Origin of the sequence: Shimia sp. SK013 (assembly GCF_001292625.1) — a bacterium.
Lineage (GTDB): Bacteria > Pseudomonadota > Alphaproteobacteria > Rhodobacterales > Rhodobacteraceae > Shimia.
The window spans coordinates 52,534-65,062 of sequence record NZ_LAJH01000009.1 but is presented as its reverse complement, the minus strand read 5'-3'; the positions used below and the strand labels follow the sequence as shown (position 1 = coordinate 65,062).

Annotated in this window: 12 protein-coding genes; 6 read left to right on the top strand and 6 right to left on the bottom strand. The window is 56.6% G+C overall.

Annotated features, from left to right (window positions below; translation table 11 throughout):
* Window positions 1–11: 11 nt before the first annotated feature.
* Window positions 12–293, bottom strand: a complete 282-nt coding sequence (gene yajC / locus SHIM_RS02815; protein ID WP_054001115.1) for a preprotein translocase subunit YajC — start codon at window positions 291–293, stop codon at window positions 12–14.
* Between the two features lie 270 nt (window positions 294–563).
* Here yajC and SHIM_RS02810 point away from each other — a divergent pair, with 270 nt between their 5' ends.
* The 3 genes from SHIM_RS02810 to SHIM_RS02800 all read left to right on the top strand — a co-directional run bounded on the left by SHIM_RS02810 (window position 564) and on the right by SHIM_RS02800 (window position 4,092).
* On the top strand, window positions 564–1,298 hold the full coding sequence (locus tag SHIM_RS02810; RefSeq protein WP_054001114.1) for a substrate-binding periplasmic protein: 735 nt from the start codon (window positions 564–566) through the stop codon (window positions 1,296–1,298).
* 192 nt (window positions 1,299–1,490) lie between these two features.
* Complete coding sequence (gene serS / locus SHIM_RS02805; protein WP_054001113.1) at window positions 1,491–2,783, top strand: serine--tRNA ligase; 1,293 nt, start codon at window positions 1,491–1,493, stop codon at window positions 2,781–2,783.
* Window positions 2,784–2,973: 190 nt separating this feature from the next.
* The gene (locus SHIM_RS02800) at window positions 2,974–4,092 is read left to right on the top strand and encodes an aminotransferase (protein ID WP_054001112.1); all 1,119 of its coding nucleotides are present in this window, start codon (window positions 2,974–2,976) and stop codon (window positions 4,090–4,092) included.
* Between the two features lie 259 nt (window positions 4,093–4,351).
* Here SHIM_RS02800 and SHIM_RS02795 read toward each other — a convergent pair whose 3' ends face one another.
* Window positions 4,352–4,678 carry a hypothetical protein gene (locus tag SHIM_RS02795; RefSeq protein WP_152926425.1) on the bottom strand — a complete coding sequence of 109 codons (327 nt, stop codon included), beginning with the start codon at window positions 4,676–4,678 and terminating at the stop codon, window positions 4,352–4,354.
* Between SHIM_RS02795 and SHIM_RS02790 the strand changes: the two genes are divergently transcribed.
* Genes SHIM_RS02790 through SHIM_RS02780 form a run of 3 tightly spaced genes read left to right on the top strand, consistent with a single transcriptional unit; the run spans window position 4,616 to window position 7,789 of the window.
* Window positions 4,616–4,978: an effector-associated constant component EACC1 gene (locus tag SHIM_RS02790; RefSeq protein WP_054001110.1), complete on the top strand. Its 363-nt coding sequence runs from the start codon at window positions 4,616–4,618 to the stop codon at window positions 4,976–4,978. The genes SHIM_RS02795 and SHIM_RS02790 overlap by 63 nt on opposite strands.
* Complete coding sequence (locus tag SHIM_RS02785; protein WP_054001109.1) at window positions 4,978–6,708, top strand: caspase family protein; 1,731 nt, start codon at window positions 4,978–4,980, stop codon at window positions 6,706–6,708. The genes SHIM_RS02790 and SHIM_RS02785 overlap by 1 nt, the downstream gene beginning before the upstream one ends.
* A complete protein-coding gene (locus tag SHIM_RS02780; RefSeq protein WP_054001108.1) occupies window positions 6,698–7,789 on the top strand; it encodes a hypothetical protein in 1,092 nt (363 codons plus the stop codon). The genes SHIM_RS02785 and SHIM_RS02780 overlap by 11 nt, the downstream gene beginning before the upstream one ends.
* Window positions 7,790–7,809: 20 nt before the next feature.
* Here SHIM_RS02780 and SHIM_RS02775 read toward each other — a convergent pair whose 3' ends face one another.
* The 4 genes from SHIM_RS02775 to SHIM_RS02760 all read right to left on the bottom strand — a co-directional run bounded on the left by SHIM_RS02775 (window position 7,810) and on the right by SHIM_RS02760 (window position 12,493).
* Complete coding sequence (locus SHIM_RS02775) at window positions 7,810–8,790, bottom strand: fatty acid desaturase (RefSeq protein ID WP_054001107.1); 981 nt, start codon at window positions 8,788–8,790, stop codon at window positions 7,810–7,812.
* A 173-nt stretch (window positions 8,791–8,963) separates the two neighbouring features.
* The gene (der, locus tag SHIM_RS02770) at window positions 8,964–10,442 is read right to left on the bottom strand and encodes a ribosome biogenesis GTPase Der (protein ID WP_054001106.1); all 1,479 of its coding nucleotides are present in this window, start codon (window positions 10,440–10,442) and stop codon (window positions 8,964–8,966) included.
* 48 nt (window positions 10,443–10,490) lie between these two features.
* The gene (locus tag SHIM_RS02765) at window positions 10,491–11,789 is read right to left on the bottom strand and encodes a PQQ-binding-like beta-propeller repeat protein (RefSeq protein WP_241488773.1); all 1,299 of its coding nucleotides are present in this window, start codon (window positions 11,787–11,789) and stop codon (window positions 10,491–10,493) included.
* Between the two features lie 26 nt (window positions 11,790–11,815).
* Window positions 11,816–12,493 (bottom strand): hypothetical protein, encoded by a 678-nt coding sequence (locus tag SHIM_RS02760; RefSeq protein ID WP_054001104.1) that lies wholly within the window; start codon window positions 12,491–12,493, stop codon window positions 11,816–11,818.
* Window positions 12,494–12,529: the final 36 nt, after the last annotated feature.

Below are 12,529 nucleotides of genomic sequence, written 5' to 3'. Positions count from 1 at the left end.
ATTCAGGCGGATCAGCCGTTTGCTGGTTCAGTTTTGGACAGAACCTGAGCGATGGTCGACTTAACCACGCGCACCTTGACGCCCTCGGCCACTTCGACTTCGACTTCGTTGTCTTCTTTGACTTTGACCACTTTGCCAATCAGTCCACCTTGGGTCACAACCCGATCGCCCTTGCGCAGCGCATCCACCATGCCTTGGTGTTCTTTGACCTTCTTTTGCTGAGGGCGGATCAGCAGGAAATACATGATCGCGAAGATCAGAATGAGCGGCAGAAACTGACCGATTTGTTCCATAGTGTGGCGTCCTTTGTCTGTGCGCGGGTCTCTCCCGCAAAGTCGCAGGGAACCTATGAGGGAAAGACGTCACTTGCAAGATGCGAAGCGCACCGCGGAGCAAGTGACTGCGATCTTCGGATTTTGCGGCTGGCACCACGTCGTTATGTAACCAGGCTTCCATTTAACACTATGGTAAGATGACTTCTTCATATGAGGCTCAGGAGGAGGGCCGACCCAGTCACGATACCGGCTCATCTTTGACCAAATGAATGAAAAGGATCGATCTGAATGTCTCTTAATACGCGTGTTTTGCTTAAGCCCCTCGCCGTCGCGCTTAGCCTGGCTGTTGCCCCGTTCGCGCAAGCCGCTGACGTCAACCTGATTACCGCGCAAATGCCGCCGTTTGCCAATGGCCCTGATGCGGAAGACAAAGGTATGGCGATTGATCTGGTGGCCGAAATGGTCAAACGCGCCGACTTGGAAATGACGGTGACATATGAACCTTGGCCACGCGCCGTCAAATCGATTGAGACAACCACGAACAACTTTCTGGCCCCCCCGTTTCGTACGCCTGAACGCGAAGACAAGTTCAGCTGGGTCGCGAAACTCCTGTCCGCCAATCAGATTTTCGTAACCCAAGGCGCCGCCATCAACTCTTTTGAGGACGCGCGCGGTTTGGAAAAGATCTCAGTCTTGCGCGGCAGTGCAATGGAAAAAGTTCTCACCGAGCAGGGATTCACAAATCTGCATCCGGTCACATCGGACGTTCAGGGCGAAAAGCTTCTGGTCGCAGGTCGTGTGGACGCGATGTACTCGGTCGACATTGTCACAAATGACGAGACAACTGCAGGGGGTTTCCTGCGGTCTGATTTCACAATGGGCGCACCGGTCGTCGTGTCGGAGAATTGGCTGGCAGCCAATCTGGATCTTGACCCGGCTGTCAAAACCGCAATGAGCGTCGCAATGGACAGCATGCGCACCGACGGCACCTATGAGGCCATCGTCACCAAATACCTGAACTAAGCCATGTCCGGTTAATGTCGACACATATGTGTTGATCCAAGCGCCGCGCCTTTGGGTGCGGCGTTTTTCGTTGTCTCCCAAACGCAATGTCGGCGAAGTTTCCCAACATGTACCAAAGCCTGCCCTTTTGCTTTTCCGTCAGCTCGGGCATAGGTGGGCCACTGATTCAAACCCGCACAAAGGACAAGACCGATGCACGACATTAAAGCGATCCGCGAAAACCCGGCCGCTTTCGACGCCGCCCTGACCCGCCGCGGGGACGCGCCCGTCTCGTCGTCCCTTTTGGCCCTTGATGAAGAGCGCCGCGCCAAGATTGGCGCAGCCGAAGCCGCACAGGCCGCACAAAAGGCCGCTGCCAAAGACGTTGGTGCCGCCAAAGCCAAAGGCGATGACGCCGAGTTTGAACGGCTGCGCGCGCTGGTGGGCGAGAAAAAGGCCGAAGTCGCCGCCATGCAGACCGACGCAAAAGACATCGACGCCAAGCTGACCGATGCCTTGGCCCGCATTGCCAACCTGCCTGCGGACGACGTGCCAAATGGCGGTGGCGAGAACGACAATATCGAGGTCACCCGCTGGGGCACCCCGCGCGCGATGGACTTCGCGCCGGTTGAGCATTTCGACATCAAAGGCGTGTCCGCCGCGATTGATTTTGAAACCGCCGCCAAGATTTCCGGCGCCAGGTTTGTGATGCTCAAAGGCGCCGTGGCGCGCATCCACCGCGCCTTGGCGCAGTTCATGATCGACACCCATGTGGATGAAAATGGTCTGTTGGAGGTCAACTCGCCCGTTTTGGTGCGCGATGAGGCGATGTATGGCACTGACAAATTGCCGAAATTTGGCGAAGACAGCTATCAGACCACAAACGGCTGGTGGCTGGTGCCGACATCCGAAGTGCCGCTGACCTATTCGGTTGCGGGCGACATTCTGGACGAAGCCGACTTGCCGATCCGCATGACAGCGCACACGCTCTGTTTCCGCAGCGAGGCAGGCAGCGCTGGCAAAGACACATCCGGCATGCTGCGCCAACACCAGTTCGAAAAGGTCGAAATGGTGTCCGTGGTGCATCCCGACAAAAGCGATGACGAGCAAAAGCGCATGTTGCGCTGTGCCGAAAACATGCTGGAGCGCTTGAATATCCCGTACCGCACCGTGGTTCTATGCACTGGCGACATGGGATTTGGCGCACGCCGCACCTATGACATCGAAGCCTGGATTCCGGGACAGGACACTTTTCGCGAAATCAGTTCGGTCTCGACAACCGGCGCCTTTCAGGCCCGCCGCATGAACGCACGGTTCCGCCCCACCGATGGCGGCAAGCCGGAATATGTGCACACGCTCAATGGCTCGGGTCTCGCTGTGGGCCGCTGCCTTATTGCGGTGCTGGAGAACGGTCAGAATGCGGATGGTTCCGTCACACTGCCCGAAGCGCTGACACCTTATCTGGGTGGCAAAACCACGCTGAGCGCTGAGGGCGTTCTGGTTTAAGCCGTCCACCCCATCAAACCAAAGGGGCGCGGCGGCAAATCTGCACGCCGCGCTTTTGGTTCCTCTTGCCAAAAATATCCCGGGGTGAATTGGCCCGTTCGGGCCAAGAGGGGCCGGCCCCTCCCTTCCCTCCGCCTCAAACCCGCGCTAGCTTGCGACGGCGCACACCCCAATCTCAAAGGAGACCCCCATGTTTATCGAACCTTTTGGCGTCGAAATCTGGATGAACGAGTGGGAAACCAAATGTGAGTGGAACCTCGCGGAGACCTGCGTTGAGAGCCTGACCATTGGCCAGTTGTTGCAGCTTGCGGGCAAGAACGACACCGACTTGTCCGAGCTTTTGACGATGAAGATGACCTATGGCGCGATTGAGGGATCCGACCGTTTGCGCGCTGCGATAGCTGACCTTTATGAACATCAGACGACTGAGAACTCGGTCGTCACCCACGGCACAATTGGCGCCAATATGCTGGTGCACAAGACGCTGGTGTCGCGCGGGGACCGCGTCGTTGCCGTCGTGCCGACCTATCAACAGCATTATTCGATCCCCGCCAGCATCGGCGCGGATGTGCATAAGCTGACCCTGCGCGAAGAAGACGGGTTCCTGCCCGATCTGGACGCGCTGCGGGCATTGGTGACACCCGATACGCAATTGATTGCGCTGAACAATCCTAACAATCCTACGGGTGCCTTGATGGATCGCGCGATGCTGGAGGAGATCGCCGAGATCGCACGGGCCGCTGATGCGTGGATTTTGTGCGACGAGGTCTATCGCGGCACGGACCAAGCGGGCGACGGCATGACGGTGTCGATCGCGGACGTCTATGAAAAAGGCATCAGCACGGCGGGCATGTCCAAAGCCTATTCGCTGGCAGGATTGCGGCTTGGCTGGATTGTGGCCCCCACGGAGCTGATCAAAGCGGTATCCATCCACCGCGATTATGACACGATTTCGGTGGGTATGATCGACGATCATTTTGCCGCCCTCGCGTTGGAGCATCGCGACAAGGTTCTGGCGCGGTCTCAGGCGATCACCAGGGGCAATCTGGCTATTCTGGAGGATTGGGTGGACAATGAGCCGCGCATCAGCTGGGTGAAGCCAAAGTCAGGCACCACAGCGCTGTTGAAATACGACGTGGCGATGACATCACAGGCGTTTTGCATCGCGCTTCTCAAACAAACCGGTGTGATGTTCACGCCGGGGTCGGCGCTGAACATGGAAGGTTTTGTGCGGATCGGGTACGCCAACACCCCATCGATCCTCCAAGAAGGTTTGACCCGCGTGTCTGAGTTTCTGAAAACCGTATAAAAAACGCGGCACCCACCCCGTTTTTGGATACGGCACCAAACGTGCTTGTTCTTTGCCCCACAGATTGAGCGAAAATGCTCGGATCGCCTTGGGCCATTCAACGGTCGGCAGATCATAGTCTGCGCGGATCATCTGATGGCATTTACGCAAATTGTAATGCGGGATGCGGGCGTTGAAATGGCGGATGTCGGGATAAGCGATGTTGGCCGGCGCCACCCCCATCCATCAAACAAGAGCCGCGCAGTCGAGCCCCGCAGCGTTACTCCCAGGATGCATGCCCCGCTTTTTCTTTGGGAATGTCGAGGCTCAGGTCAGGCGCGCAACCGCTGGTCTTGATATCTTGTTCCCTCGTGTCGCTCTGTGGCGAGCTTTTGAAAAGCCCCAACAGGCCAGCCGTAGAGTGGCGGGAAAACGGAGTTGCTGGATTTCCGCTAGGGTTGATTTTCACACCGTTTTGAGCAATATTTGCAGCCATATTACCAAAATTCATACCAAAACTGCCATTACGGATGAGAGATTGACCATGCAATTGGAAGTTGGCATCGAAGGAAATTCCACCGCTGAACAGGACGTTGCTGATGCTCAAGACCTTCTGAGCTGGCTCAAGGCCTCCAGGCTCAAAAACGTGGATGACTTGGCCCTCAAAGAGGTCCCGCCGGAAGAGGGCGAATTGGGTCCAACCGTTCTGGCGGTCATTGGCGCCATCCTCGGCGCGGAAGCCACGGTCGAGCTTGTGAAACAGGTGTTTTCCTGGCTCGAGGCGAAAAACAAGAAAATCGTTATCAATGTGGCACAGGGCGACAAAGAAATCTCAATTGACGCCACCAATCTCACCACGGAAGAGTTGGACCGCGTCACCACCACATTGGGCTTAGCGAGCGGATAATGCTCTCATTTCAGACCGGCAGTAAAGCGATCTTGATTGGTACATCGTTCTCGGAGAACGACCCGAAAAATTTGCCGGAAATCCCACAGGTTCTGACCAATCTGACCGACTTCAAGGAGATCCTTACCAATTCCTCAATTGTGGGTCTGGATCCAGACGACATCGAAATTGTCGCAAACGCGGACAACAGCGAAGAGTTTCTCAAGAAGCTTAAAGACGTTGCGAGCGAAGCGCAGGATACCCTGTTGGTCTATTACTGCGGACACGGGGTTTACGGCGACGCCCTGGAGCCGCTGTATTTCTGCACAACCGGCACAACGTCTGAGGACAAAGAGATTAACGGAGTTCCAATCTCCGGCGTCAAAAATGCCATCGCCAATTCGCCCGCGTCCAAACGCATATTCCTGCTGGATTGCTGTTATGCCGGACAAGCCATGGAGGGCGCGCTGGACGTTGTCGACGGGTTTGAATCCCACCTCGACGTCGATGGCACATTTGCCATTGGCGCAGTGCCCAGAGACAAAAAGGCGATAGCAGAGCCAGGGTCGCGCAATTCCGTATTTTTTGAGCACTTCAAGAAGGCGATAACAGAAGGAATTGATAACGGTCGGAACACTTTGTCTATGGCGGACCTTCATCGCGAGACAGAGCATTCCATCAGGAGAACCGCCAAATACCCCCTTCCAGTGAAACGCGTTTGGGAGGACGGCGACAAATTCGAGTTCTGTATCAACCAGTTTCACAACGCGTCCTTCACCCGGCAAGAGGTCGAGAAAATTGTCGAAGAGCGTCTGGCGGGGCTGGGAACCGTCAGCACCTCCGGTCTAAGGCGCGTCGTATTCCCAGCGCTTGTGGGCGCCGGAGCAATTGGCGCTGTGGTTGCCGCCATTGGCATGGTCTGGATTAGCCAGTTAAGTTTGGAGCATCAGGCCCTTAGCGGCAACGTTTCAGGAATATCTGACGACGTTTCCTCGCTGAGCAAAACGGATGAGGGACAGGCACAATTGATGGGTGCAACCAACCTCGGCCTTGCTGGTATCGGGAAATCAGTGGCAAACCTGCTGGGCACGGATGAGCAGCAGGGCGAACACCTGACGCAGTTATCCGATGTTGTGCTCAAACCGGATGGGCAAACCGAATTCAGCTTTTTCAGGGTGAATACAGATATCACGCCGGGGGAATACTTTCCCATCGACAGCAACAGCCCAAACCCAAAAAACGACCCGATCGAGCAGATCAAACGCCTGCTGTTACCACCTGAACAGTCCCAATTGACAAAGCTTCACAGGGTCGACGTCGACGAGAACAAGGCAGCTTATTATATTGAGAAGACCGAGCATAAAATTATGTATCGCGCCGGTTATCGCCTCCATGTTTTTCTGCAGCCTCAGACGCGAAACAACTATCTGGATGCCAACTACGATTTTCGAGAGCATCAGGTGACTTACGGGCTCAAGGTTGCCGGGGGAAAGACCAAGACATTTGACCCGACGAGCTACAACGAAATGAAACAGTATTTCGATTTCACCACAGACGCTTGTGACTTTCTTGCGCGCAAGGACGAGGCGTGGGGCTATGTGCCAATCAAACTTTGCTTTTCTGGTGGCGGTGGCGAAAATCCTTGCGGAGGACAAACAGGTGTCAGCCAAAAAATGCAGTTTGAGCTTAAAGTTACTGCTGTGCTGGAGAAATCTTTTGAGGCAGATAAGGTTTGCGAGAATGAAGACTAAACTGACGCGATGCGCGGTTCTGTTGGCGATTTTCCTGGGGAGCGCAGCAAAGGCGGAAACCTTCTGGACTGGCCTGTACAAAGGCGTGGACATCGCAAAGCAGCAGTTGTTTATCTCTTCGGAGGGCGAAGAGCTCTCGTGGTCTGGTATTCGCATCAGAACTGGCCATGCTCAGCTTCAACTTATTGATACAAAATCGTTTCTTGAGAGGCTGAACTTGTCAAAAGCAGGTGGCAAGTCAGTGTCGGGCGTCTCCTCGGGTTTGATTTCCACTTTTGGCTATTCTCTGGACGAGGTCTGGTTCGAAGTTGAGTCTGACCGCGATGTGAAGGCTGTTGTGCCAATTGGATATGTCGAGGAAAGCGGCAGCCCTCAGATTGCCGGGTTCTTCAAGAAGGCTGACAGCGTGAGAAATCCGCTGATGAACGCCCCCAACCTGACTTCGGTTTTCTGCCTGAATGCAGAGACTTTCCGCGCATCCAATAAGCCGGACGAAACCGTGTTTCAAACTGGCGTGGCCCCTTATTTGTTTGACGTGGAGACGCGCCAATCGGGTCTCTATCAGTATTTAGACGGTCAGGAGAGCCTTGATCTTTTGGAAGATCTGTCGCCGGGACGGTTGCAAGGGTATTTCGACAGTTGTCAGGACGCTGTGCAAGTTGGTCCCAAAGTGGCGTTTCCCCGGCGCCAGGAGGTCACCCGGGGTCGTGAACCAAGCCTTGCCGGGACGCGGAGATCTGCAGACACGGATGTTTTCAGGGGCGGACGCAAAGCGTATCGGACCTATTTTTCCTGGGATCTCAGGGGCGACATAACCATCTTCACCACCCTGTCGCGCGCGTCTCTGGACACTGTGTGGGAACTGATTTCTGACCGCGATTTCTATCGTGACAACGCTGACTGCAGCAGCTCTGGGATCACACTGAGCAAAGCCTGCGAATACTGGGTGGTCGCCCTGACATCGTTTGAGCACAGCGGCCTGATTTACCGGGACAAAGACGGGCAAGGCCAGCCTGTGCGACGCACGGATTCAGTTGTTCCCGCGGCTCTGGTGGTGAGAGTGATGGACAGCCCCGAATAAATTCGGCCCCCGCCCCTGCCTTACTCCGCCGGGACCACCCCGTTTGGTGCTGCCTTCGGGAACGGCACGAGGCGCCCCTGTTTTTCGTCCCAGAGTTTGAGCGAAAATGAGCGGATCGCTTCGGGCCATTCGATGGTCGGCAGATCATATTCCGCACGGATCATCTGATGGCACTTGCGCAAATTGTAATGCGGGATGCGGGCGTTGAAATGGTGGATGTCGTGATAGGCGATATTGGCGCTGGCCAGATCCATCCACCACCCCAGATCAAGCGCGGACGAGCCTTGAAGCGCGGCGATACGCGGATCCAGATCAGGACGACGGTCCCAATAGGTGTCCTCAAAATTATGCTGAAGATAGACCATGAACACACCAACCATGCCGCCAAATAGGCTGGCAAGGAACCAGATTAACACGCCGTTCCAGCCTGCAAGCGCAAAGAGCGCGCCCATGTAGGCAAAGATCACCGCATTGTGCAGCAGCACCGAGCGCCACATGGTGTCGGCGTTTTTGGGCCAGCGGTAGCGGATGAAATAAGTGAACAAACTGCCCAGCGGGATCAACACAAACGGATTGCGATAGAGCCGGTATTGCAGACGGGCCCAAAAGCCGGCCTCGTTCCATTCACGCACTGTCATCGTGTGGATCTCGCCGGTGTCGCGGTGGTCCAGATTGCCAAGGTGATTGTGGTGCATGTTGTGATTGTGGCGCATCGCGGCATAAGGCGCGAAAGTCACAATCGACAGCGCTTCTCCGGCCCAGTCGTTGTGCTTGCGGGATACAAATAGGGACGCGTGGCCAGTGTCATGTTGCAACACGTAAAGCCGCACAGCAGATAGACCATTCAGCCCCATCATCGGGATCAAAATCCACCACGTGCCCTGGTTGGCGATGGCCAGATAAAGTGTCAGGAAATAGACGGCAAAAGTGCCAAAAAAGCTGACGGCGCCGAGGCGGTCGTCCTGCACAGTATAGTCTTTCAGACGCGCACGAATTTCCACCGTGACCCTCGCTCTGTATTAAAAATTATATTGGCCCCGCCGTCTTTGACGAGAGACTTAGGAAAAATACGTATCGACAACGCGACTGGATCACGTCGCTGTGACTATAGCGCGAAAATTGCGCTTGCCAAATGGAGGACTACCCGACCTGAATTGCGTGCAATCCCCGCAAGTTAGCGGGAATCTCGGCCGTGAATGTGTTTGCGCAAGCGCGAGGGTGTCGATTTTTTTCTGCCTTTAAAGGGGTTCTTGTCCCCCTGCCCGCGCATTGTCAGGCGAATTGGCGCGCCCGGCATGTCGAAATCTTCGCGCAACCCGTTGACCAGATAACGCGAATAGCTTTCCGGCATTTTGTCTGGATGGGAACACATCACCACAAATCCCGGCGGGCGGGTTTTGGCCTGTGTCATATAGCGCAGCTTGATTCGCTTGCCCTGCGGTGCGGGCGGCGGGTGTTGCTCAAGCATGCCCGAAAGCCAGCGGTTGAGGTGCGCCGTCGACACGCGGCGGTTCCACACATCATAGGCGCGCAGAATAGCGTCATGCAGACGTTCCAAACCACGACCGGTTTTGGCCGATACGGTGATCAACGGTGCGCCACGAAGTTGCGGCAGCAAGCGTGTGAAGGATTCTTTGAGGTCGCGCAGTTTCTCCTGCTTTTCGTCCTCAACGTCCCATTTGTTCACCGCCAAAACCACAGCGCGGCCCTCGCGCTCGGCAAGGTCGGCGATGCGCAGGTCTTGTTGTTCAAAGGGAATCGCTGCGTCGAGCAGAACAACAACCACTTCGGCAAATTTCACAGCACGCAAACCATCGGACACGGACAGCTTTTCCAGCTTGTCCTGCACTTTGGCCTTTTTGCGCATGCCGGCGGTGTCAAAGATCCGCATCGGCGTGCCCGACCATTCGGTGCGCAGCGAAATGGCATCGCGGGTGATGCCGGCCTCGGGTCCCGTCAGAAGGCGGTCCTCGCCAACGATCTTGTTGATCAGAGTGGATTTGCCCGCGTTCGGGCGGCCAACAACGGCGATCTGCAACGGGCGTCGCTCTGTGATCAGCTCAGACGGCAACGCCGCGTCTTCGTCGTATTCCGCGTCTTCGTCCAGATCGACGTCAATCTCGATCTCGTCGTCAGCGTCTTCGGCACGTTTTGCGAAGTCATCTGCAATAGGCATCAAGTGCGTATAAAGATCGTTCAGCCCTTCGCCGTGCTCCGCAGACAGGCGAATCGGTTCCCCCAGGCCAAGCGAGTAAGCTTCGATCACGCCCGCATCTGCAGCCGAGCCTTCGCCTTTGTTGGCGGCAAGGATCACATGGGCCGAGCGTTTGCGCAGGATTTCCGCGAAAATCATGTCAGTCGGCGTCACTCCTGCACGGGCGTCGATCATGAACAGGCACACGTCCGCCATATCCACTGCGCGCTCGGTCAGGCGGCGCATGCGGCCTTCCAGACTGTTGTCGGTGGCATCTTCAAGGCCTGCGGTGTCGATCACCGTAAACCGAAGGTCGGCAAGACGCCCTTCGCCTTCGCGCAAATCGCGCGTCACACCGGGTTGGTCATCGACCAACGCCAGCTTTTTGCCAACAAGGCGGTTGAACAGCGTGGACTTGCCCACATTGGGGCGGCCCACGATGGCGAGGCTGAAACTCATAACAGGTCTCCGGAACGTCTGAAGTCGCTCCGATATAGTATTATTGCGTCAACGGAAAGCGTGCAATTGCCCCTTGCGGCTGACGATGTAGAGCACACCATTGGCCACAACCGGATTTGTCGCCGCCCCGCCGGGGATTTCGGCGCTGTAAACTTGCTCACCGGACTTGGGATCAAACAGGCGCAAAACTTCGTCTGAGGACGGAACAATCAGTCGGTTGCCTGCCATGATCGGGCCAAAGTGGGCATGAAGCTCGGCCTGACGCCGCGGCTTGTCTTTGATGAAATACGGCAGTTCGACGTTCCAGATCGGGGTGCCGTCGCGCGCATCCATCCGGATCAGGCGGTTGCGGTCGGAGACAAAGAACAGCGAATTGCCAGCGGGGAACACCGGGCTCAGCGACCCTTCGTCGGCTGTCCAGATACGTTCGCCGGTTTCAGTGTCCAGTGCGACCATACGGCCGGAGTGGTTGGCCACATAAAGACGGGATCCTACGACAACAGGATCGCCGGAGATGTCACCCACCCTGTTGGACGCACGTCCGGGACGCGTGTCAGACAGGCCAGCGTTCCAGCGGCTGACGCCGCCCCGGCGGAAAGCGGTCTGCAATTCACCAGACCCAAATGGGAAGAACACAAAGCGGTCGCTCACGGCCGGGGCCGCGGGGCTTTGAACGTTCTGCACGTCGGGCAGCGAAACCGCTTGCCAGATCACTTTACCGGTTTTGGCATCAATCGCCCAGCCGGTCGCATCGCCGGACACCACATAAACTATGCCGCCAAAAACTGTGGGTGTGCCGCTTCCGACAGCCAGCAATTTCTGCTCCCACACATCGGCGCCGGTTTTTGGATCAAACGCGCGCACCGAGCCAAAGCCGGTGGTGGCATACAAAAGCCCCTCTCCGTACGCCAATCCCCCTGTCGAAGCGTTGTCCGCCTTGTCACGTGCAGGTGTCAGATCCCGCGCCCAAAGCATGGCGCCGCCAGTCGAAGTCGCGGTCAACGTGGCCTCGGAATCCATCGTGAAGATGCGGCCTTCGGCAACCACAGGATCTGCAGTGATCCGGTTTTTGCGGCTGTTACCTTTGCCAACCGGAGCAGACCAAGCCAGCGTTGGCGCGGCCGACAATGCGGCATTGTTGACCCGATATTTCTGGGTGCCAATGCGGTGGGTCCAGCTGGTATTTTTCGTCTGACTTGCGAGGCTAATGGCGGGTGCTGCGTTTTCGATCGGTGCCGCGAGGGTTCGTAAATCTTCACGTTCACCCGGGAGCACCACTTCTTTTTTCGTGCAGGAGGCCACAAGCGCCACGCTCACAGCCGCCATAATCCAAGTCTTGCTATTCACTGCTCCGGGCCCCCACCAGGTAATTTTTATTGATCAAATCCGGCGCCTGAGACGTCCGCGGGTGTTCCCCCCAACGCCACAATCAACTGAGAAGCGCGACGACGCAAGCCTGCGGTTACAGATGCGTCTTCAACGATGCCGTTCAAACGCGCAATCGCGCCCGCCTGGTCGCCGTCTTCGATGTCCGCCAGCGCCAGTTGTTCTTGTGCCAAAAGCGCCAAAGGCGCGCCGGGATTTGCCAATGTTTCAAGGGCCGAGCGACGCTCGGCCATTGGCAGGTCTTCCGCGCGGGCCAGAATGGATTTAAAGGCTGCGATATCACGATAGATTTCTGGCGTGTCTCCGCCCGACAACGCAATCGCGTCAAAAGTCTCGGCGGCGCTGGCTGTGTCGTCGGCATTGATTTGCTCGGCGCCAAGCAGCAAATCCGCAACCACTTGGGCCTGCGCGGAGTCTGTTGTGACCTCCGCAAGAGAGGCCGCGGCGTTGTTATCGCTGCTTTGAAGGGCCGCCAGAATCGCATCGCCGCTGGCCTGTGCTGCCGTTTGCTGTTGGGATTTGCGCACCTCGTTGTAGGCGGCTCCGCCAACAATCAACAGCACCAAAAGCACCGCCACCCAGCCATAGCGCCGGATCATCGCAAAAAGTTTGTCGCGCTTGACCTCTTCGGTCACTTCTTCGATGAAACTGTCTGTGTCGCTCACGCCGCTCTCCCGCCGCATTATTGTTGAGTTTGCACC

What these genes read in the sequence shown, in the direction of transcription:
- yajC (WP_054001115.1), bottom strand. Translation starts at nt 293, where the DNA reads ATGGAACAAATCGGTCAGTTTCTGCCGCTCATTCTGATCTTCGCGATC.
- SHIM_RS02810 (WP_054001114.1), top strand. Translation starts at nt 564, where the DNA reads ATGTCTCTTAATACGCGTGTTTTGCTTAAGCCCCTCGCCGTCGCGCTT.
- serS (WP_054001113.1), top strand. Translation starts at nt 1,491, where the DNA reads ATGCACGACATTAAAGCGATCCGCGAAAACCCGGCCGCTTTCGACGCC.
- SHIM_RS02800 (WP_054001112.1), top strand. Translation starts at nt 2,974, where the DNA reads ATGTTTATCGAACCTTTTGGCGTCGAAATCTGGATGAACGAGTGGGAA.
- SHIM_RS02790 (WP_054001110.1), top strand. Translation starts at nt 4,616, where the DNA reads ATGCAATTGGAAGTTGGCATCGAAGGAAATTCCACCGCTGAACAGGAC.
- SHIM_RS02785 (WP_054001109.1), top strand. Translation starts at nt 4,978, where the DNA reads ATGCTCTCATTTCAGACCGGCAGTAAAGCGATCTTGATTGGTACATCG.
- SHIM_RS02780 (WP_054001108.1), top strand. Translation starts at nt 6,698, where the DNA reads ATGAAGACTAAACTGACGCGATGCGCGGTTCTGTTGGCGATTTTCCTG.
- der (WP_054001106.1), bottom strand. Translation starts at nt 10,442, where the DNA reads ATGAGTTTCAGCCTCGCCATCGTGGGCCGCCCCAATGTGGGCAAGTCC.